Origin of the sequence: Mucilaginibacter calamicampi, assembly GCF_042676765.1 — a bacterium.
GTDB classification, from domain to species: domain Bacteria; phylum Bacteroidota; class Bacteroidia; order Sphingobacteriales; family Sphingobacteriaceae; genus Mucilaginibacter; species Mucilaginibacter calamicampi.
The window spans coordinates 241,712-263,843 of sequence record NZ_JBHTHU010000021.1; the positions used below are offsets into that span (position 1 = coordinate 241,712).

Sequence of the window (22,132 nt, forward strand, 5' to 3'; positions counted from 1 at the left end):
ACATGCCTTTGAAAAAACTTATATACGCTGTTATATTTTTATTGTCGGTTAATATGGTGCGGGCGCAAGATTCAAAGCCCGATACCGTTATAGCCGGTGCCTACATCACCAGTATTCACGATATCGATTTTAAGGAAAAAGAATACTCGGTAAACCTATGGCTTTGGCTCAAGTACAAAAACAAAAAATACGACTTTGTGCAGAATTTAGAGATTCCGCAGGCAAAATCATTTACCAAATCGTATTCAACTATTGATAGTACCGGCGGGCGCATATACCTTTTAATGAAACTGCAATGTGTTATGAAGGATTCCTGGGCGATCGAGAATTTCCCTTTTGATAGTCAGAAACTGCGCTTCTCTATAGAAAACTCACAATTTGACTCACATGCGCTGGTTTTTTCGGCGGATACCCTGGGCAACCATTTTGATCCGCGTTTTACGTTGCGCGGATGGAACATTGACAGTATTAGTGTAACAACAGGTACCAAAGTGTACGAAACTGGGTTTGGCGATGAATCATTGGATAAACCGCATACCGAATACAGTAACTTTAAAGTGCTGCTGCGTATTAACCGCGATGCTACAGGCCTGTTCTGGAAAATGTTTTTGGGTATGTATACCGCATTTTTAATTGCCTACATGTGTTTTTATATCCATACAGATAGTATAGACTCCAGGTTTGGCTTAAGCGTTGGGGCGCTGTTTGCAGTTATTGGTAATAAATATATCGTTGATTCATCATTACCAGACTCAACTACATTTACACTTGTTGATACGCTGCATGGCCTTACGCTGCTGTTTATATTAACGGTTATAATAGCAACGGCCTACTCTTTAAGGTTGATTAAAAAGAACAAGGCTGCGAAAGCGCAAAAATTTGATTTTATTATAGCTCAGATCTTATTAGCAAGCTATGTAATATTAAACGCGTGGTTTATTTATAACGCAACCGCAGCAGCGTAGATTCTCTTTATGCCGCTAAATGCCGGTCTATTTTGCCATACAGTTGATCCAGATCAAATGGCTTGGCAATAAAATCGTCCGGTGCCCCCGGCAGATGTAAGGATTCCACCAGATCATGCGTGCCCGAGATCAGGATAACCGGTAACTCACGCGTCAAAGGGTCTGATTTAAGGCCCTTGCAGATCTCGCGGCCATCCATTTCACCCAGCATAACATCCATTAAAACCAGATGGGGTTGAAAATCACGGATGTCTTCAAAAATAGTTTCACCGTGATTTAATGCTTTAACCTCATAACCTCGTCCGGCGAGTAACAGGGTTACTATTTCCAGGATATCATTATCATCGTCCACAACCAGTATCTTATCACGTTTCATGTTACTCCCTTTCTATTAATATCCCCGGAATGGTAAAGCAAATGGTGGTGCCGGTGCCGGGCGTGCTTTCCACGTCTATCCTGCCGCCGTGCTGGGTAACAAAGTCGCTTACCAGCAAAAGGCCCAAGCCGCTGCCTTGTTCGTTATTGGTTCCTAACAATGACTTTTGCTCTGTATTATTGAATAACCGGGCCATGGTATCGGCGGCCATACCCACTCCCGAATCTGTTACAGAAATGCAGGCCATTTTCGCGTCCATTTTTGCGCTAAGCCGCACCAAACCGCCTTCGGGTGTGTACTTTATAGCGTTGGTAACCAGGTTTTGAACTATAGAACGCAGCATTAGCGGATCGGCCATTACCTCCATATCTTTTGGTATATGGTTTTCTAAGCTTATCTTTTTCTGTTGCGCGTTAGGTTTCAAAAGCTCCAGTGATTCTTCAGCACCATGGGCAAGCCTTACTTTTTGTGGGTTAAAACTGTTTTTTTGACTTTGCTTTTTGGCCCATTCTATCACCTCGTTCAATTGGTTGAGTAGTTTGTTTGATGTACGGTGAATGATCTGCGAAAGTTGTTTGATCTGGCCAGGGTTTAGATTTTCCGGATCTTCATTTAACTTACCCGACGAGGCCAGCAAGGCCGTGAGCGGGTTGCGCAGATCATGAGACATAACCGAAAGAAATTTATCTTTAGATATATTAAGCGCCTGGAGTTCCTGGTTGAGGTTTTCCAGCGCGAGTGTACGATCGAGCACCCGCTGTTCCAACTCTCTGTTTAAACGCAACAGATCAGCATTAATAGCCTGTAGCTTTTCTTCCTGTTTTGTTAAAAGTTGATTCTTGCGATAAAGCTCTGCAAAGACAGCCACTTTTGACCGTAACACATCCGCATTAAATGGTTTCCTGATAAAATCTACCGCTCCGGCCTGGTAGCCTTTAAACATGGCGGCCTCTTCATAATCGTGCGCGGTTATAAAAATAATGGGTATCTGCTTCAGCTTGTCGCGCTGGTAAATCAGTTCGGCCGTTTCGTAGCCGTCCATTATGGGCATTTTAACATCCAGCAGGATCAGAGAAAAATCTTCCTCATGCAGCAATATCCTTAAGGCCTCGCGACCCGAATTGGCGCGGAAAAAGAGATAGTCGCCTTTTTCCAGTGCCACTTCCATGGAAAGGAGGTTATTTTCGTTATCATCAACCAGTAATATCTTTATCGGCATCGGCTAAAATTTTATTTTATCAGCATCGGCTAAAATTATTTGATCAACCACACCCGCATCAGGGATAAAAGCTGATCGGTTTTAACCGGTTTGGTAATATAATCAGACGCGCCCGAGGCTATACATTTTTGCCTGTCGCCAATCATGGCTTTAGCAGTTACTGCTATAATAGGCAGATTTTTGTTGCGGGGTTCTTTTCGTATCATCTGTATCGTCTCGTATCCGTCCATTTCGGGCATCATAATATCCATCAGTACAATATCTACCTGCTTATCTTCATTGATGATATCCAGCGCCTCGCGGCCACTTTCGGCAGTAATAACTTCAATGTTTGATCTTTCAAAAACTGCCGTAAGCGCAAATAAATTACGTACGTCATCATCAACCACCAGCACTTTACGGCCATCCAGTATATCTTTGCTATCTCTAATCGTATCAATCATTTTAAGTTTGCTTTCGCTGATATATTTTTTATCGATATGCAGCAGCACCAATATTTCCTCCAATAAGCGCACATGCGAATCGGGGGTTTTGGTAATGATCTTGTGGTTCAACCGTTTCAAATGGATCAATTCGCCATGGGTAAAGTCACGCGCCGAATGCAGTATCATGGTAGTTTGCGGTTGTTTTAACAGGTTGATCCGGTTAATCAGATCAAGACCATTGGCATCAGGCAGTACAAAATCTACAATAATGCTGTCAAACACTTCTTTTTTTAATACCGATAACGCTTTTTTAGCTGTAACCGCGCCAAACACCTCTACCTTATCATTGGCTAACAATTCCGACAAACGTTGGAGTTCGTTCTCATTGTCCTCTATCACCAAAACCCTTTTTTTAGCGTGCTCGTGGAACCTCACTATTCCGCTGATCAGCTCATCTAACGAAGTATTTGACAATGGCTTCATGCTGAATGATCGCGCTCCCAGCTTAAGGGCTATGATCTTATTGTCTTCTCCGGAGATAACATGTACAGGGATATGACGCAGGTTGATATCGGTTTTTAACAGTTTGAGTATTTTCCAGCCATTTGATTCGGGCATGTTCACGTCCAAAGTAATGGCGATGGGATTATATTTGATGATACTGTCAAATATTTCCAGGTAGCTAATAGCTACCACAACTTTCACATCAAAATCATGGGCCTTGTCAATCAAGATCTTGGTAAACCTGAGGTCGTCCTCCACCACCAGCAGTACCTTGTCTTCTGCGGCAATACTGTGACGGTCGTCATCAATAACCAATTCCGAGCTATCAATTAGGGTATTAGACCTTAAATGCTGTGTAGGATAAGTTTCTTTAATTTTTACAGGTGCAGATTTCTCTTCCTTGTATTTTAAAGGTAAAAACAGGGTGAACACACTACCCTTGCCCAGCTCGCTGCCCACGGTAATGGTGCCGCCCAGCAACTCCGCAAAACCTTTACTGATGGATAAGCCCAGGCCCGTGCCGCCATATTTACGGCTGGTAGAACCCTCGGCTTGCTGGAAAGCCTCGAAGATGATACCCTGCGTGTTTTTAGAAATACCAATGCCCGAATCCTCAATAGCAAAGGCAATTACAGAATCCGTATCGCTCAGCGGGTTTTCCTGGCCCTGTAACGGTTTAAAGATGTGTAGTTTTACCTGCCCCTTTTCGGTAAACTTGAACGCGTTGGATAGCAGGTTTTTTAAGATCTGGTTTAGCCTTTGCATGTCGGTTTCCATCAATTCCGGCAAACCATCCTGAACTTCGATCTCGAATTTAAGGTTCTTGGCTTCCGATATTGGTTTAAATGTTGATTCGGCAAATGCTGTTATCTCCTTAAAGCTTACCGGCATAACATCTGCAGCAATTACGCCCGATTCGATCTTGGATAGATCCAGAATATCGTTGATCAACTGGATCAAGTCATCCCCGCAGGAGTGGATAGTTTTGGCAAACATCCGCTGCTTTTCTGTCAGGTTACCTTCAGGGTTTTCAAAAAGCTGTTGGGCCAGGATCAGCAAGCTATTTAAAGGCGTACGCAGCTCGTGCGACATGTTAGCCAAAAACTCTGATTTGTATTTAGAGGTCAGCGTTAGCTGCTCTGCTTTTTCCTCTAAAGAACGTCCCTTATCATGCAGCTCATCGTTAGCGCGTCTTAATTCTTCCTGTTGTGCAGAAAGCTCACCGGCCAATGATTGTGATTGCGATAACAGTTCTTCTGTACGGGTGTTTGTTTCAATATTATTTAGCACGATGCCGATACTTTCTGTCAATTGGTCCAAAAAGTCAATGTGCGTATCGCTAAAATTCTCAAAGCTGGCCAGTTCAATAACCGCCTTTACGTTATTTTCAAACAGTACAGGTAAGATCACCAGATCTATCGGGGCGGCATTGCCAATACCCGAACTGATCTGCAAATATTCGTTCGGTACATTAGCCAGCCTGATGCGTTCCTTATCAGTAGCGCACTGGCCAACCAAACCCTCGTTGAGCGAAAATTCCTGATCTATCAGCTTGCGGCTTTTTTGCGCGTAACCTGCAAATAGTTTTAATTTAGGTTCATCTGCAGATTCCGGCTGCTCCAAAATATAGAAAGCGCCATAACGCGCATTCACCAATTCGGCCAGTTCAGATAATACTTTGTTAGCTACCGCATTCCTGTCGCGTTGCCCCTGTAGCATTTGTGCAAACTTGGCCAGGTTTGATTTTAGCCAATCCTGCTCGTGGTTACGCAGCGTTGTGCCCTTTAAGTTGGCGATCATCTGGTTAATAGTATCCTTTAGGGCCTCTAACTCGCCTTTTGCTTCTACCCGGATTGTACGGGTAAGGTCACCCTTGGTTACGGCCGAGGCCACTTCAGATATGGAACGTACCTGCACAGTTAAGTTCTGCGCCAGCTGGTTTACGTTTTCCGTTAAATCCTTCCACGTTCCTGATGCGCCTGGTACACTTGCCTGGCCGCCTAATCGCCCTTGCACACCCACCTCACGCGCCACAGTAGTTACCTCATCGGCAAATACTGCCAGCGTGTCAATCATTTCGTTAATGGTATCTGTTAACTGCGCCACCTCGCCCAAAGCGTTAATAGACAAACGCTGTTTTAAGTTTCCTTTTGCAATGCCGGTTGCCACTTTAGCAATACCGCGGATCTGTCCCGTTAAGTTAGATGCCATCTGGTTTACAGAGTCGGTCAAATCCTTCCAGGTACCACCCACGCCTTTTACGTGCGCCTGGCCACCCAGTTTGCCTTCGGTACCCACCTCACGCGCCACCCGCGTTACTTCGGACGCGAAGGAGTTGAGCTGATCCACCATGGTATTGATGGTGTTCTTCAGGTCCATGATCTCGCCCTTAACGTCGATAATAACCGTTTTAGAAAGGTCACCGCTAGCTACCGCCTTGGTTACTTCGGCAATATTACGCACCTGCGATGTTAAGTTACTCGACATCTGGTTTACCGAGTCGGTTAAGTCCTTCCATGTCCCTGCAACACCCGGCACAAACGCCTGGCCGCCCAGGTTACCGTCTGTACCCACCTCACGTGCCACACGCGTTACTTCTGATGCGAAACCGCGCAGCTGGTCAACCATGGTATTAATGGTTTCCTTTAACTGCAGGATTTCGCCCCGGACGTCAACCGTGATCTTTTTAGATAAGTCGCCGTTGGCTATCGCGATGGATACATCGGCTATGTTTCTTAATTGGGCGGTTAGGTTACCGGCCATTTTATTCACTGAGTCTGTTAAATCCTTCCAGGTACCATCCACACCCGGCACATTGGCCTGGCCACCCAATTGCCCTTCCGAGCCCACCTCACGCGCCACACGCGTTACTTCTGATGCGAATGCCCGCAGTTGATCCACCATGGTATTGATGGTGTCTTTCAACTCCAATAGCTCGCCCTTGGCATTTACCGTGATCTTACGGGAAAGGTCGCCTTTTGCCACCGCCGTGGTCACCTCGGCAATGTTACGTACCTGCGATGTAAGGTTGTCCGCCATTTTATTTACGGAGTCGGTTAAATCCTTCCAGGTACCGCCTACACCCGGTACATTGGCCTGGCCACCCAACTGCCCTTCTGAACCCACCTCACGTGCCACACGCGTTACTTCCGAGCCGAATGAATTAAGCTGATCCACCATGGTATTGATGGTGATCTTCAGCTCCAGCATTTCGCCCTGAACGTCAACCGTAATTTTTTTAGATAAGTCGCCTTTAGCCACGGCCGTGGTTACTTCCGCTATATTACGCACCTGCCCGGTTAAGTTACCCGCCATTTGGTTTACCGAGTCTGTTAGATCCTTCCAGGTACCACCTACGCCCGGTACGTTGGCTTGCCCGCCCAACTGACCTTCCGAACCCACCTCACGCGCCACACGTGTTACTTCGGATGAGAAGGAGTTTAACTGGTCCACCATTGTATTGATGGTATTTTTAAGTTCCAATAACTCTCCCTTGGCATCTACCGTGATCTTTCGCGACAAGTCGCCTTTGGCCACCGCAGTTGTTACACCCGCTATATTACGCACCTGGTCGGTAAGGTTACTACCCATCTGGTTTACAGAGTCGGTCAGGTCTTTCCATACACCGCCCACACCTTTTACCCGCGCCTGGCCCCCTAGCTTACCTTCTGTACCTACCTCCAGCGCTACCCGCGTTACTTCGGAAGCGAAGGAGTTAAGCTGATCCACCATGGTGTTGATGGTCTTTTTCAGCTCCAGCATTTCACCTTTTACGTCAACCGTAATTTTTTTAGAAAGGTCGCCATTAGCCACCGCGGTAGTTACCCCGGCTATGTTACGCACCTGCGAGGTTAAGTTGCCCGCCATGCGATTCACCGAGTCTGTTAGGTCCTTCCAGGTTCCGGCTACGCCCGGCACTTTTGCCTGGCCACCCAATTTACCCTCGGTACCTACTTCCAGCGCCACCCGGGTTACTTCGGATGAAAAAGAGTTCAACTGATCCACCATCGTATTGATGGTGTTTTTTAATTCGAGTATTTCGCCCTTGGCCTCTACCGTTATCTTCCGGGAAAGGTCGCCTTTGGCCACCGCTGTGGTTACCGCCGCTACATTACGTACCTGCGCCGTAAGGTTACCCGCCATTTGGTTTACCGAATCTGTCAATTCGGCCCAAACGCCTGCCACACCTTTAATTTTTGCCTGCTCGCCCAGTTTACCTTCCGAGCCTACCTGCCTTGCTACCCGTGTCACTTCCATTGAAAACAATTGAAGCTTAGAAAGCATCTGGTTAGATTCTTTGGCAATACGAAGGAACTCGCCTTTAAGCGGGTGCCCTTTAATTTCCAGAGGTATATGTTTGGAAAGGTCGCCGTTAGCTACCGAGTTGATCATGCCCGCTATTTCTAACGTGGGCGAGGTAAGGTCCTCTATCAGGTTATTCAGTGAATTTATGCCACTGGCCCATTCGCCTTTGGCATCAGGCATTTCTATCCGCTTAGACAGGTTTCCTCTTTTTCCAATGGTGATCTCTGCCGATGATATCTCGGCCACCAGGCGCTCGTTCATTTCTATAATATCGTTCAGCACTTCGCATATGCGGCCATTTATGCCGGCCTGGGTAACCGGCATTCGGGCATTCAGTTTTCCGTTCTTTACAAGCGAAAGAACGTTCAAAAGTTCTTTTACATCAAGATCATCGGTATGCCCGTTAACCTGGCGTTCCTTTTTTTGTTTAGGTTCAAATAGAGCTTCTTCCATAGCTTTATAAGTTGTAATAAGTAACACGTTAGGTAGTAACCTGCGGCACCTGCCGAAAGCTTAATATATCTTTTATGAAATTATTTTTTTATGGATATGAACGGAAACGAAGAAACAAGGGAGGCAGCAAAATGTTTTGCCAAAAACAAAATTTTAAAACAAAATTAACGCGCAATGTACTGACCTAAAATAATGTTGGTAAAAATCCTGCACTTTAGTATCTTGTGTGTCCAAACCACCCTAATCATGAGAAGACCAATAGCTATACTTAAAGTATTCTTTTTTTTATTAATAAGCGGTTCTGTATTTGGCCAGGCAGGCACAGGTAACATCGTTATTAGTAAAGCTGATATTGAAAAGGCAGGGCGTTCCATCCCCGCTTCAGCAATCGGCGAGCCTGTTGGCTCGGTAGTACTTTATGAGCCCCGCTGGGTTGAGGCCGCAGGAACAACGCCTGCACATGGCATTGTTGAGGGTTCTATAATGCCCGTTGATCCTAAAAGCTGGCCCATTAATTTCAGGGTGATACTACCGGCAAGCTGGTCGGCAAGGGGTATGCAGCAGGGTGGTGGCGGAATGAACGGTTCACTTGGCGTAAGTGCCAGAGGTGCTGCATTGGGTAAAGGTTTTGCACTTTATGGCAGCGACGGCGGCCACCAGGCCGGCGGTATGGGGCCTGCCACCGGAGCCAACAAACCTTTGGCAACGGGCCCAAGCGGCGGAGACGACTGGGCAGTTAACGACGAAGCCATAAAAAATTTGGGCTACATGCAGATGAAAAAAACACATGATGCAGCCATAGTTATTATGGAGCGTGTTTATGGAAGAAAACCTGCATTCAACTATTATGTAGGGAGTTCGCAGGGAGGACGTGAAGCGTTAACTGTTGCGCAGCGTTACCCGGCAGATTATGATGGCATTATTGCCAATGTTCCTATCCTTAATAATTCAACCCTTATGCTGGCCCCTGTTTTGGTGCGTATACAGGAGAAAGCTGCAACCAACTGGGTAACACCTGCCAAAGTAAAAGCTATCACTGCTGAGTTTCTGAGACAGACCGATGCGCTTGATGGCGTTGCCGACGGTATGATAAATAACTACATGGCCGCCCGCGCCATATTTAACGTAAAAGACGGCATTGGGCCCAAGGATCCATGGAAGGCATTAAGATCACCAAACGGTATAGATCCAAACCCTGCAGATGCAACAGAGAACGCCAAACTTACCGACGGGCAAATAAAAACGCTTGAGTTTATGTACAGCCCGTATACATGGAAAACGCCTTTAGCCAATGGCGTTAAATCATTCGGCATGTGGTTGCCAAATACATCGCCGGCAGATTTTGGGCTTATTGCCAATGCCCGTTTTAAAGGACAGGAAGGGGCACCGGAAAATGCCCGCCCGTTCACTCACCTAGGTATAGCAGGTGCTACCGGAATGCTGATGCAGGACCTTAAAGCAAATTCGCTTGATTATGTGGAAGATGGCCAGTACGCAAAGCGCAGAACGGAGATCTCAACCTGGTTGGATGCTACCAATCCTGATCTTTCAGCATTTTATAAACGCGGCGGAAAAATGATCATTACAAGCGGTTTGATGGATAATTTGGCATCAGACGGGGCTCAGTTGGATTACTATCAGTCTGTGATTGATAAAATGGGAAGAGCCAAAGTAGACGAATTTGCCAGGTTATTTGTAGTGCCGCATGGCGGCCACGGTTTAAGTGGTAAAGGCTACGCTGTTAATGGTGAAGGAAAACCGGTAACCCCGAAAGCTATTGCCGGCCCCAATGGCGACGATAATTTAGATTTATTGGTATTATGGGTTGAGAAAAAGCAAGCGCCCGCTAAGACACTTGTTGTAGATGGTAAGGGCCGCATAGGCACAGATACAAAAGTGAAAGGATATCTGCTTTGTTCTTATCCAAATTATCCCAAATATACAAGCGGAGCTGTGGAAGATGCTTCCTCTTACGTTAGTACCACAGCCGACCTAAAATTGCTGAAGTAAGCAGCGCTATTTTTTTTAAATGAATAATAAAAAAATAGTGATTGCCGGTGGGGGTATCGGTGGATTAACTGCCGCCCTGAGTTTGCATAATGCGGGTTTTGACGTATCGGTATATGAATCTACCCCGGAGATAAAACCGTTGGGTGTAGGCATCAACCTTTTGCCGCATGCCGTGCGCGTGCTTACCAATTTAGGTTTGCAGGAAGCTATGGCTGATGTAGCCGTTGCTACCCGCGAACTCATCTACTTCAACAAGTTCGGACAGAAAATATGGGGCGAGCCACGGGGGATGTTCGCCGGTTATAATTGGCCGCAGTTTTCGGTGCATCGGGGCACGTTTCAAATGCTTTTGCTGCAAAAGGTAAAAGATGTAATTGGTGCTGATCAAGTTTTTACCGGCCACCATTTGCAGTTTTGCGAGAACACATCCAGAGGTATTTCTGCTGTTTTTACCGATAAAAGAAGCGATAGGCAGGTAACCGTTGAGGCAGATGCCCTGATAGGCGCAGATGGCATCCATTCGGTGGTGCGTAAACAGTTTTATCCGGTAGAGGGGATACCCAAATTTTCGGGTATCATTCTGCATAGAGGCACCACTATAGCAAAGCCTTTTCTTTCCGGATCTTCTATGATTATGGCGGGGAGCCGAAGTAAAAAGTTTGTAGCTTACCCCATAACAAAGCCGGATAAAGACGGAAATCAGCTTATTAACTGGATAGCCGATCTGCAGGTTGGCGAAGAGGAAAACATAATGGTACGCGATTGGAACAGGCGGGCGGATAAAGAAAAGCTGCTAAAGCAATTTCAATCATGGGAGTTTTCATGGTTAAATATTCCATCGCTGATAAATAATGCCGAAGCCGTTTACGAGTTTCCGATGTCGGATCGTGACCCTTTGCCGCGGTGGACGTTTGACCGGATCACCTTATTGGGCGATGCCGCGCATCCCATGTACCCTATTGGTTCCAACGGGGCTTCGCAGGCTATATTGGATGCGGAATGTTTAACAGAATGTCTTCATCGGAACGATGAAATTGAAACGGCATTAAAAGAATTTGAAGGCATCAGACTACCGGCAACCAGCAACATCGTATTGCAAAACCGCAAAATGGGCCCTGAAGAAGTAATGCAGATAGTTGAGGAAAGGGCGCCTGATGGTTTTGAAAATTTGTATGATATTATTTCGCAGGATGAACTTGACGCTGTAGCTGCACGGTACAAAAAAATAGCAGGATTTGAAATGGAAGCGTTAAATCAAAAACACTAAACCTACATAAACCCAACCAAGCCAATGCGCACGAATTACCGATACACCATACTGGGATTGCTTTTTCTGGCAACTACCATCAATTATATTGACAGGCAGATCATAGGTTTATTAAAGCCGATACTGGAAGGAGAATTTAAATGGACGGAGAAGGATTATGCCGATATCGTATTCTGGTTCCAGGCTATGTATGCGGTGGGTTTTGTTTTGTCGGGCAGATTTATTGATAGGGTAGGTGCCAAGATAGGTTATGGGCTTGCTGTTTTTGTATGGAGCCTTGCGGCTGTTTTTAATGGATTTGTAAAAACCACAACCGGCTTTATGTTTGCAAGGGGGGGCTTAGGTTTTGCCGAAGCGGCCAGTTTCCCGGCATCTAATAAAGCAATTGCAGAGTGGTTTCCCATAAAAGAACGCTCGCTGGCCACTGGTATTATGGTTAGCGGTTGTACGGTTGGGCCTTTATTGGCTCCTGCCTGCGTGCTTTGGATAGCCAATAATTACAGTTGGCAGGCAGCCTTCGCTGTTACCGGGTCGTTGGGTTTTATATGGGTTATAGCCTGGTATTTTTTATACAGCAAACCCCAGCAAAGCAGCCGTGTAAACAAAGAAGAACTCACCTTTATTACGGCCCACCAAACTGCTAATACAACAGTAGAAGAAGTGAAAGTATCTATACCCAAACTGCTTACAAAGAAAGCCACGTGGGGGTACTTTCTGGCTAACTTTTTAACAGACGCTGTATTTTGGTTCTACCTGTTCTGGATGCCTTCGTACCTTACCAGCAACGGCATGTCAAAAACAGAGATAGCTCTCCCTATTACCGTTGTTTATGCAATTACAGCCGTTCTTACCATTTCGGGCGGGTGGCTGTCTTCTTATTTTATAAAAAGAGGGCATACAATAAACAGCAGCCGCAAAACCACTATGTTTATTTGTGTGGCATTGGTGTTACCGGTAGTGCTTATTCAATATAGCCATGATGTATGGGTGAGTGTTTATATAGTTGCTTTTGCCGGAGGCGCGCATACGGTATGGAAAGGCGTTTTGCTAACCACTGTTTCAGATCAGTTCCCGAAAGCGGTAGTAGGTTCGGTATCAGGTATTGGCGGTTTTGGCGGCGCGGTAGGTGGTATGCTGGCAGCCAAGGGTGTAGGTATTTTGTTAGATGGTTACAAAGCAGCCAACAATTTGCAAGGTGGTTATAATCTTATTTTTATTTGCTGCGGGATGGCTTTTCTTACGGCAACGGTAGTGTTTCATCTGTTGTCACCAAAGCTTTCAAAAGTTGAATTTAGTATCAAGTAGATGCTATCTTCTTGATACTCATTTAAATAAATAAATCATGCAACCCTTACTTGAATTTTGTTTTCGCATTAGTGTAGATGTAACCGCAGGTATACAGGAAGTAGGGACGACCGCTAAAGGCATTCGTAAGATTGTGCCTATAACGGGCGGCAGTTTTGAAGGGCCCAATATAAAGGGCAAGGTAGTAGCTGGTGGTTACGACTGGCAGCTTCTTCGCTCTGATGAAGTAGTAGAAATTGAGGCGAGATATATGCTTCAAACCGATGATGGCGATTTGATCACTATAACGAATGCCGGTTTGCGCCATGGCCCACGGGAAGTAATGCAACGGTTGGCTAAAGGAGAAGAAGTAGATGTTTCTGAATATTACTTCCGTTCAATACCTGTGTTTGAAACAGGCAACCCGGAATACGCATGGTTAACACGGTCTGTTTTTATAGCAACGGGGACACGCAAACCAAAGCAAGTGTTAATTGATGTTTGGCGGATAGTATAATAAACCTGATTTGCGCGTAACCCGAACGTTTTATTGTAGATCTTATCTGGCTTTGTATGGGCGAAAAGTTGTTGTATCTTAGACATAGAAACTAAACTTAAATCACACATGCCACCAAAACGTATCATTACGTGTAGCGACGGTACCTGGGATAAACCAGGCGACAAAGACAAAGACGGAAAACCCCTGGATTCAAATGTATGTTTGCTGTATAATGCTATAGCGCCTGTAGGTAATGATGGCGTGCTTCAATTGAAAGCATACGAGACCGGGGTAGGTTCCAGCTATAGTTTGCGTGATAAGTTGCTGGGTGGCGGCATTGGCTTGGGGATAGATCAAAAGATCAAAAATCTTTATAGTTTCCTGGTGATGAGTTATGAACCTGGCGATGAACTTTATCTGTTTGGCTTCAGTCGGGGCGCTTATACGGCCCGTAGCCTGGCGGGATTTATTCGTACGTGTGGAATACTTAAGCCCAACAATTTGCACTTAGTAGACAGGGCCTATGAATTATATCGCGACCGTAATGATTATACCGAGCCACAGAGTGATCTGATGACGGCCTTCCGTCGCAATTATAGTCAGGAGGATATTACCCGCATAAAATTTATTGGCGTTTGGGACACGGTTGGGGCACTCGGTATCCCGCTGACTGCCTGGCGCGTCTACAATTTTGCCCGCTACCGGTTTCATGATGTTAAATTGAGCAGCACCATTGATTATGCCTACCATGCACTTGCCATTGACGAGCGTCGTAAACCTTTTGATGCCACCTTGTGGGAAGCCAGCACAAATACCACTGCTACCGTACGTACCAAAGATATGGAGCAGCGTTGGTTTGCGGGTGTGCATTGTGATGTTGGCGGAGGATATGAAGAGCGTGGTTTGAGCAACGGCCCGCTGCACTGGCTGGTACGGAAAGCAGTGGCGTGCGGCCTTGTATTCGACGAAAGCAAGCTTAGCGGCCTGGACCTCAATCCCCTGGGTGTTAAGCATAACTCTTTTATTTTTCTATATTGGTTTACCGGTAAGCTATGGCGTAAGATTGAAGATGCTAAATACCCCAACCAGGTAATAGACGAATCAGTTTTTGAACGCCTGGAAAAGGATAAAACTTACCGCCCTGCTAATTTGAAAAAATACTTCCCCCGCGGTTAGACCATTGCGCTGTTACTCCCTGCAATGTCTCGCCGAATGGTGCGTAGCATAAGTAAAAACCCGGCAAAAACACATCAGCACCAAACGCGTTGCCATAACCTTTGATGAATTAGCCGTATGTTAATAATGGCTATTACTCAGGCGAGCATCCTCTTCCCCACCAACACAATTGCAATAAATCATCAATAAATTGTTAGATATACATTTATTCAACAATTATTCAACATTAACTTAGGCACGCACATATCAATATGTTTTTTTTACAAAAGTGTTCTGCTATTTTTAGCAAGTATTGAAGAATATAGAGTATTTTTAGTTTATGTAATTTTGCATTAGTTTGTTGCCTAAAAGTTGCCTAAATTTCCGGGCTACTTATATCGTGATATCTTGAAAGCTAGCTGCCGGTTGATATGTATAAAGAGAAAGAGTTATGGGATCGTTTTTTAGGGGGTGATGAGGTTGCTTATGCTCAAATTCTCAAGCAGTATTCTGACAGGATGTTCGGCTACGGATGCCGTATGTGCTCTGACGAAGACCTGGTGAAAGACTGCATTCAGGAAATTTTCTTAACGCTGTGGAACAATAAAGCCAATTTAAGTTCAACTGATTCAATTACGTGGTATTTGTTAAAGTGTACAAAGACAAGCATCATCCGCGAACAGAAAAAATGGCTAAAGAACGAAGAGCTGGCAGATGAATATTTTTTCGATGTTGAATTTGATATCGAAACGAAAATAATTGCAGATCTGGATAACCTTAAAGTTGCCGATAAAATAAAGTCAATAATTAACCAACTGCCACCCCGGCAAAAGGAAATACTTTATTTAAGATTCTACGAGAATTTTACCTTAACAGAAATTGCAAAGCTGATGGATATCAGTTCTCAATCTGTTTATAATTTACTTCAAAAGGCTTACAAAAATTTTAGAGCAGAGTGGTTGCCACTGGTTGCGGTGCTCTTTAAATTTTTAAGTGTCTGATTAACAGTTATTTTTATTGAAAGTTCAACTATTTTACATTTTGTAGGGTAGATTTTCAGAAAAATTGTCTTTTACTGTTAAACCAATTATAATAAATGAATAGTTACCGGGATTTCGAGGTCGAAGACTTTGTTTGCGACGACTCTTTTATAGAATGGGTATTAAATCCGCAAAAAGAAAATTCTGATTTCTGGGATAAGTGGCAACGCGAAAACCCTGATAAGGTAACACGCTTACAAAATGCGCGGGCTATTTTAACGGCTATACGCGTTAAAGATAACAACAAGCATCTTACCGAAGATGACATATCTGATATTGTTAATTACGTTAACAAACACGCAACAGGTATGCCAGAGGCCGAGGTGGTACAAATGCCTCGCCGTTCTTATACCTGGCTAAAAGTTGCAGCAAGTATTGTTGTATTGTTTACTCTGGCAATTGGTTACAGATATATTATAAGCAACGTTAATAAAAAGGCAGATAACGTAACAGCTTTACCGGCACCCTTCGAAACCAATCTAACCAGGATAAAAAATCAGTCAAAAGAGAGTTTGGTTGTTGAACTTTCAGACGGTAGCGTAGTGGTTTTAAGTCCTAATTCAAACTTGGCATATCCAAAACATTTTTCAGCACCAACAAGAGAAGTAACTTTAGAAGGTAAAGGCTTTTTTGAGGTAAGAAAAAATCCCAACAAACCATTTTTTGTCCATACAAAATATCTTACTACAAAGGTTTTAGGTACAAGTTTCATTGTAAATGCAGCTGAAAATCAAGTAAGCACCGTTGTAGTAATCACCGGTAAAGTAATGGTTAACCGCACCGATGATCAGCAGGAAAGCAACTGGATTACTTTAACACCCAATACGCAGGTAGCCTACGCTCCGTCAACAGAAAAAATTAAAACAGATACAGTTGTTAATCATCCAACTTTATCTGCCGATGTGGCGTATAATGCATTCGTTTTTAAGGAAACTCCATTTTTTAATATTATTCAAAAACTGGAAGAGGCTTATCATATAACGATTGACTACAATAACGATAAATACGGAAAAACTTCGGTAACCGGAGACATTAGTAAGCTGTCTCTTGACGAGAAGATAAAGTTTATATGTAAAGCAGTAAACGCTAATTATCAAATAGAAGCGGGCCGTATTAGAATATATTAATTAGAAACCAATTAAAGCTATATAACCGATAACCCTAAATTTTGAAGATATGATTAGAAAAATTACTTAACAAAAAACGGCCGTATAAAATACCGCCGTTTAAAAATCCCACCAATAATGGCTTCTCACACACATTAAATCACCGCAAGGTGTTACGGGATTTTTTTTGACATGATCAATAAAACTTATTAACCATAAACCAAAAGTATGAAATTAAAACCTCTGCTAATAACTTTTATGAGGATTACTTTTTTACAGTTAGCGCTCATCTTAACAATGATAGGGTCTTCTCTCGCAAAGGATGGAAAGGCGCAAATTGCATTACAACAAATCGTCACTATAAACGAGTCTAACGTTCAGCTGATAAATGTATTATCGCAGCTGGAGAAGACATATAAAATCAGTTTTTTTTACAGCGATCAACAAGTAGACGTTAAACAAAAGGTAAATGTTTTTGCAAATCAAAAACAGCTTTCTTCTGTGTTGCTGGATCTTCTTGAGCCATTGAACTTAACTTTCGAAGCAACCGAAGGTGTTATAGTTTTAAATACCAAGGGCGACGCGCCGCCGCAATCAATACAAATTGCCGGTAAAGTTATCGACGAAAAAACCAAGACCCCTTTACCCGGGGTTACTGTAAAGGTTAAGGGAACTACCATAGCTGTTGCAACAGATGGCGAGGGATCTTACAAAATCAACGTGCCTAATTCGTCAAGCATATTGGTTTTTTCATCATTAGGCTATGATGAGATTGAAAGGGCCGTAGGCACCAACAGAACCATAAATGCTACACTTAAAGAAAAGCTAAGTAGCCTTGAAGAAGTAATTGTGGTAGGTTACGGAACGCAGAAAAAACAAAGCGTACTTGGCGCAATTTCGCAGGTAGACGCGACCGTATTGCAAAGAGCCGGAGGGGTATCAAATATAGGTGCTGCCTTAACCGGAAATATTCCGGGTATCACCACTATACAAAGTACAGGCGCGCCAGGCCTGGAAGATCCTACTATAACAATTAGAGGGCAAAGTACCTGGAACAACAGCAGCCCGCTTGTTTTGGTAGACGGAATCGAGCGTTCTATGGCTGGCCTGGATATTCAGTCAGTACAAACTATATCAGTATTAAAAGATGCATCGGCTACCGCTGTATTTGGGGTGAAAGGTGCTAATGGTGTAATACTTATAACTACTAAAAGAGGAAGCGCGGGTAAAGCAAACATAAATGTAACTATGAATGCTACTATGAAAGCGCCGTCGAGGCTTCCGCCTAAGTACGACTCTTATGATGCATTAAGAATAAGAAACTTAGCTATTGAGCGTGAGTTGGGAACCCTGCCTGCTTCGTGGAGTAAGTATGTACCATTTGCAGAGCTTGACAAATACCGCAACCCTAAAGATTTAGCCGAAGCAGAGCGATATCCAAACGTTGACTGGATTAAAGAAACAACCAAAAAAACGGCGATGTCTTATAATCCTAACATCAGCGTATCAGGCGGAACGGACTTTGTTAAATACTTTACGTCTGTAGATTACCTTAACGAAGGTGACGTAATGAAAATCTACGAAAATAATAAGGGATACAGAGCCGGCTTTGGTTATGAAAGGATAAACGTACGTAGCAACCTTGATTTTAAAATAACAAAAACCACCACGCTTTCTGCAAATTTAGCGGGCCTGTTTGGCGACAGACAGAGTACAACCAGTGGTTTTGAATATACGTTATGGCAGGCAGCATATGTTAACCCGCCTGATATTAATCCGCCAAGATATGCTAACGGAAATTGGGGATATTACGCGCCCGATAACGTTTCGGTAGCTAACTCTGTATACCTTTTAGCAAACGGAGGTGTAAGAAGCACCAAAACCACCCAGTTTAATACTGACTTTACCTTAAGGCAAGATTTGGGTATGTTAGTAAAGGGCCTTAGCTTGAAAGGAACAATATCGCTTGATAACACTTTTGTGGGCTCAGGAGGTATTAATGATGGTGGCGAGGCGTTCCAGCAGTATATATACCCTGATGATGGGCGGATATCTTATAAAAGCACAACTAATGGCACCAGGGATATGTTTGATTACATTGTGGCGCCCTGGACTTATGCGCCCGATGCCATGCAAAACGGCTCAACAAGACGTCAATTATTTTACCAGATGCAGTTAAATGAGGACCTGAAAATTGGAAATCATAATATTACTGCGATGGGTATGTTTCAGCGTAGTGAGGCCGCTACAGGTAGTGAGTTTCCAAACTACCGGGAAGACTGGGTTTTTAGAACTACTTATGATTTTAAGAGGAAATACCTGCTTGAAGTAAACGGATCATACAACGGTTCCGAAAAATTCAACAACGACCATAGATTTCAATTTTTCCCTTCAATAGCAGCCGGCTGGACGCTGAGTGAAGAGAAATTTGTTAAAGATAAATTGCCTTGGGTGGATGTTTTCAGATTCCGCGGTTCATACGGTTTAGTGGGTAATGATAACATCAACGGGCGATGGTTATATATGTCGCAATGGGCTTATGGTAACGTAGGCCGTTTAGGTGAACTCACCAACACCAACAGCCCTTATACCTGGTACAGACAAACCAGTATAGGCAACCCCGATGTGAAATGGGAAACTGTAGAAAAAACTAACGTTGCCCTTGAGTACTCGTTTTTAAAAGGTCTTGTGGCGGGTTCGGTTGAGGTGTTTAGAGATAACCGGAGAGATATTTTGATTGCGGGCAACCAGCGGGCAACACCGGCATATTTTGGTGGCGTGCCGCCAACAGCGAACCTGGGTAAGGTAACAACTAAAGGTTACGAACTGGAAATAAGGTTAAACAAGCGCTTTGGAAGCAATTGGAGGGTGTGGCTTAATGCCAACATGACGCATGCTGTAGATAAAGTTATAGATGCTGATGATCCGCAATTGTTATTTGATTATCAGAAAAAAGCAGGGTTTCAAATCAACCAGTACAAATCAATACTATCAAACGGATTTGCCAATAGCTGGGACGAGATTTACGGCAGCACAAGGCATGATTCTAATGATGGTGACAAACTTCCGGGAAATTTTAACCTTGTTGATTTTAACGGAGACGGTGTTGTTAACACTTTTGATAATGTGCCTTACGCTTACCCTGAAAGACCTCAAAATACCTACAATGCAACCATTGGTTTTGAATATAAAGGGTTTAGTGCATTTGCACAATTCTACTCTGTAAACAACGTGATAAGAAACGTGCAGCAAACCAATTTTGCAAACAGCTTAAACGCGGTATATCCACAGGGCGAGTACTGGTCATTACAAAACCGTAACGCCGATTTACCGGTTCCGCGCTGGAATACAAAAAATTACGATGGCGGCCTGGGTACTTTTTATGACCTTGATGGCTCATACATACGTTTAAAAACAGCCGAAGTAGCCTATTCATTCAGAGGCGAAATATTAAAAAGGATAGGTGTAAAATCTCTGCGTGTGTTTTTAAACGGAAGTAACCTTATACTGTGGTCAAAATTACCAGATGATCGTGAAGCGAATTTTGGAACAAGCGGTGGTCAGGGTGCTTACCCAACCGTTAAGCGTTACAACTTGGGAATTAACATGAGTTTTTAAATAAAAGAAACTAAGAACATGAAAATTAATACAAAAGCGATACTTATTACAGCCGTAGTGCTGATGAGTTTTGGAGTAGTATCTTGTAAAAAATATTTAGACAGGTCTCCTGCTGCTTCTATTTCAGACGAAGAAGCGTTTGTTAACTTCAGAAACTTCCAGGGCTTTACAGAGGAATTATATTACTGCGTACCCGATATGTCGCACCCGGATTGGACCGGCGACTGGAATTGGGCAGATGAGATAGTTCCAAGTACAACTTCTTTAAACAGATTGAGCTGGCAATTTGACCAGGGCAATTATTTGTCATGGACATCAGGTGCTTCCTGGTTAAATGAGTCATCAGCAAACACTGATCCCGGAGAAGGTAAAAACAAAGGTTTATGGCCATTAGCCTGGTATGGTATACGTAAAGCCAACCTTGGCCTTGCCAACCTGGATAAACTGGTGGATGCTACACAGGAAGAAAAAGACATAATTAAAGGTCAATTATTGTTTTTCCGCGGGTTTTTCCATTTTGAATTAATGATTTACTGGGGCGGGCTTCCTTACATTGACAGAGTTTTGCCTCCAACAGAAAAATTAGAACTACCAAGGCTTGGTTACAGGGCAACCGCGCTTTTAGCAGCAAAAGATTTTGAAGCTGCTGCTGCATTATTACCTGCCGATTGGGATAAAACCACAGTTGGCCAGGCAACGCTTAATAATAACCAGTTAAGAGTTACCAAATCTGCAGCATTAGCATTTTTGGGTAAAGATTATTTATATGCAGGTAGCCCGTTAATGAACGAAGTTAGTGGAGGCCCTGCTGCATATGATCAGGAAATGTGCAAAAAGGCAGCCGATGCATTTGTAAGAATGTTAAAACTGTCAGACAACGGCGAGGCTGTTTATAAGCTAATGCCATTTGCCACCTGGAGTAATATATGGTACATAGTTAGTAATCCTATCAAAATTCCGGGGTACCCTGAAGTTATTTTTGGCCCCCCTGTATTTAATGCCAGTAATACACCATTTGGTATAGCCCGTCAGTATATCCCTGCTGCAGGTGGTTACGATGGAGACTTAGGTACTGAGGCACCAACTGCCAATTATATTAATAATTTCGGCATGGCTAATGGTTTGCCAATAACCGACCCTGCATCTGGCTATACAACTGCCGACCCATGGAAAAACAGAGATCCCAGATTTTATAAATCGATTATAACTGACGGTGAAAGATTAATACAGGGAAATGGCGGAACGCTTGAATATCGTTACGCAAGCCTTTTTACCAACGGACTTTTGCGAAGCGAAAGTGGTGGCAGCCGCACAGGTTATTTAGAGCGTAAGTTTACCGCGCCAGGTAATAACAAGTTTGATGGTGATTGGGATAGAATGGCTATTAGAATGCCCTATATACGCTTAGGTGATGTATACTTAATGTATGCCGAAGCGGTGTTGCAGGGTTACGGAACTCCTCAAAGCAGCTTCCCTGGTTATATGACAGCGGTTGACGCAGTTAACGTAATTAGAAACCGCGCAACTGTGCCTAATATTGATCCTAAATTTACAGTGTCTAGCCAGGCTTTTATGGGCCAGCTTATTCGCGAAAGAGCGGTAGAGCTTGCTTACGAAGGACACAGATGGTTGGATCTACGCAGATGGAAGCTAGCCGGTAACCCTGAGTATTTGCAAAAAACCGGAGCAGAGTATGACCGTGGACCAGATGGAAAACCGCTTAATTATCGCGAGCGTCTAATTATAACGCGCACGTTTGAGAAAAAGCATGAGTGGTTACCATTGCCACTTAGCCAGGTTAACCTTTATCCTACTTTCGGGCAAAATCCAGGATGGTAATTTGAGCTTTAAACATAGGATTATATAGGTAACACTGCCATAAATTGTATGGCAGGAGGTTTAACTA

Annotated in this window: 13 protein-coding genes; 10 read left to right on the forward strand and 3 right to left on the reverse strand. The window is 43.9% G+C overall.

Annotation, left to right across the window (positions count from 1 at the left end):
- Window positions 1-8 precede the first annotated feature (8 nt).
- Window positions 9-965, forward strand: coding sequence for a hypothetical protein (locus ACFQZS_RS16925; RefSeq protein WP_377102139.1), 957 nt, complete (start codon window positions 9-11; stop codon window positions 963-965).
- A 7-nt stretch (window positions 966-972) separates the two neighbouring features.
- Here ACFQZS_RS16925 and ACFQZS_RS16930 read toward each other — a convergent pair whose 3' ends face one another.
- The 3 genes from ACFQZS_RS16930 to ACFQZS_RS16940 are packed head-to-tail and all read right to left on the reverse strand — an operon-like array spanning window position 973 to window position 8,247.
- On the reverse strand, window positions 973-1,341 hold the full coding sequence (locus ACFQZS_RS16930) for a response regulator (RefSeq protein ID WP_377102141.1): 369 nt from the start codon (window positions 1,339-1,341) through the stop codon (window positions 973-975).
- A 1-nt stretch (window position 1,342) separates the two neighbouring features.
- Window positions 1,343-2,560 carry a hybrid sensor histidine kinase/response regulator gene (locus tag ACFQZS_RS16935; RefSeq protein WP_377102143.1) on the reverse strand — a complete coding sequence of 406 codons (1,218 nt, stop codon included), beginning with the start codon at window positions 2,558-2,560 and terminating at the stop codon, window positions 1,343-1,345.
- Window positions 2,561-2,595: 35 nt separating this feature from the next.
- Window positions 2,596-8,247: a HAMP domain-containing protein gene (locus tag ACFQZS_RS16940; protein ID WP_377102145.1), complete on the reverse strand. Its 5,652-nt coding sequence runs from the start codon at window positions 8,245-8,247 to the stop codon at window positions 2,596-2,598.
- Window positions 8,248-8,493: 246 nt separating this feature from the next.
- Here ACFQZS_RS16940 and ACFQZS_RS16945 point away from each other — a divergent pair, with 246 nt between their 5' ends.
- The 9 genes from ACFQZS_RS16945 (at window position 8,494) to ACFQZS_RS16985 (ending at window position 22,065) form a co-directional block, all read left to right on the forward strand.
- The gene (locus tag ACFQZS_RS16945; RefSeq protein WP_377102146.1) at window positions 8,494-10,257 is read left to right on the forward strand and encodes a tannase/feruloyl esterase family alpha/beta hydrolase; all 1,764 of its coding nucleotides are present in this window, start codon (window positions 8,494-8,496) and stop codon (window positions 10,255-10,257) included.
- Between the two features lie 19 nt (window positions 10,258-10,276).
- Window positions 10,277-11,524 (forward strand): flavin-dependent oxidoreductase, encoded by a 1,248-nt coding sequence (locus ACFQZS_RS16950; RefSeq protein ID WP_377102147.1) that lies wholly within the window; start codon window positions 10,277-10,279, stop codon window positions 11,522-11,524.
- A gap of 24 nt (window positions 11,525-11,548) precedes the next feature.
- The gene (locus tag ACFQZS_RS16955) at window positions 11,549-12,829 is read left to right on the forward strand and encodes an MFS transporter (RefSeq protein WP_377102148.1); all 1,281 of its coding nucleotides are present in this window, start codon (window positions 11,549-11,551) and stop codon (window positions 12,827-12,829) included.
- Between the two features lie 37 nt (window positions 12,830-12,866).
- Complete coding sequence (locus tag ACFQZS_RS16960; RefSeq protein WP_377102149.1) at window positions 12,867-13,325, forward strand: DUF3237 domain-containing protein; 459 nt, start codon at window positions 12,867-12,869, stop codon at window positions 13,323-13,325.
- Between the two features lie 108 nt (window positions 13,326-13,433).
- Window positions 13,434-14,483, forward strand: coding sequence for a DUF2235 domain-containing protein (locus ACFQZS_RS16965; RefSeq protein ID WP_377102150.1), 1,050 nt, complete (start codon window positions 13,434-13,436; stop codon window positions 14,481-14,483).
- A gap of 410 nt (window positions 14,484-14,893) precedes the next feature.
- Complete coding sequence (locus ACFQZS_RS16970) at window positions 14,894-15,463, forward strand: RNA polymerase sigma factor (protein ID WP_377102151.1); 570 nt, start codon at window positions 14,894-14,896, stop codon at window positions 15,461-15,463.
- A 95-nt stretch (window positions 15,464-15,558) separates the two neighbouring features.
- The gene (locus ACFQZS_RS16975) at window positions 15,559-16,629 is read left to right on the forward strand and encodes a FecR family protein (protein ID WP_377102153.1); all 1,071 of its coding nucleotides are present in this window, start codon (window positions 15,559-15,561) and stop codon (window positions 16,627-16,629) included.
- A 237-nt stretch (window positions 16,630-16,866) separates the two neighbouring features.
- Window positions 16,867-20,226: a SusC/RagA family TonB-linked outer membrane protein gene (locus ACFQZS_RS16980; protein WP_377102154.1), complete on the forward strand. Its 3,360-nt coding sequence runs from the start codon at window positions 16,867-16,869 to the stop codon at window positions 20,224-20,226.
- A gap of 18 nt (window positions 20,227-20,244) precedes the next feature.
- Window positions 20,245-22,065 (forward strand): RagB/SusD family nutrient uptake outer membrane protein, encoded by a 1,821-nt coding sequence (locus tag ACFQZS_RS16985; protein WP_377102155.1) that lies wholly within the window; start codon window positions 20,245-20,247, stop codon window positions 22,063-22,065.
- Window positions 22,066-22,132 lie beyond the last annotated feature (67 nt).

Bases quoted from the DNA above. Each gene is read 5' to 3' on its own strand.
- ACFQZS_RS16950 (WP_377102147.1), top strand. From the start codon at position 10,277: ATGAATAATAAAAAAATAGTGATTGCCGGTGGGGGTATCGGTGGATTA.
- ACFQZS_RS16930 (WP_377102141.1), bottom strand. From the start codon at position 1,341: ATGAAACGTGATAAGATACTGGTTGTGGACGATGATAATGATATCCTG.
- ACFQZS_RS16985 (WP_377102155.1), top strand. From the start codon at position 20,245: ATGAAAATTAATACAAAAGCGATACTTATTACAGCCGTAGTGCTGATG.
- ACFQZS_RS16935 (WP_377102143.1), bottom strand. From the start codon at position 2,560: ATGCCGATAAAGATATTACTGGTTGATGATAACGAAAATAACCTCCTT.
- ACFQZS_RS16960 (WP_377102149.1), top strand. From the start codon at position 12,867: ATGCAACCCTTACTTGAATTTTGTTTTCGCATTAGTGTAGATGTAACC.
- ACFQZS_RS16975 (WP_377102153.1), top strand. From the start codon at position 15,559: ATGAATAGTTACCGGGATTTCGAGGTCGAAGACTTTGTTTGCGACGAC.
- ACFQZS_RS16970 (WP_377102151.1), top strand. From the start codon at position 14,894: ATGTATAAAGAGAAAGAGTTATGGGATCGTTTTTTAGGGGGTGATGAG.
- ACFQZS_RS16940 (WP_377102145.1), bottom strand. From the start codon at position 8,247: ATGGAAGAAGCTCTATTTGAACCTAAACAAAAAAAGGAACGCCAGGTT.
- ACFQZS_RS16955 (WP_377102148.1), top strand. From the start codon at position 11,549: ATGCGCACGAATTACCGATACACCATACTGGGATTGCTTTTTCTGGCA.
- ACFQZS_RS16980 (WP_377102154.1), top strand. From the start codon at position 16,867: ATGAGGATTACTTTTTTACAGTTAGCGCTCATCTTAACAATGATAGGG.
- ACFQZS_RS16965 (WP_377102150.1), top strand. From the start codon at position 13,434: ATGCCACCAAAACGTATCATTACGTGTAGCGACGGTACCTGGGATAAA.
- ACFQZS_RS16945 (WP_377102146.1), top strand. From the start codon at position 8,494: ATGAGAAGACCAATAGCTATACTTAAAGTATTCTTTTTTTTATTAATA.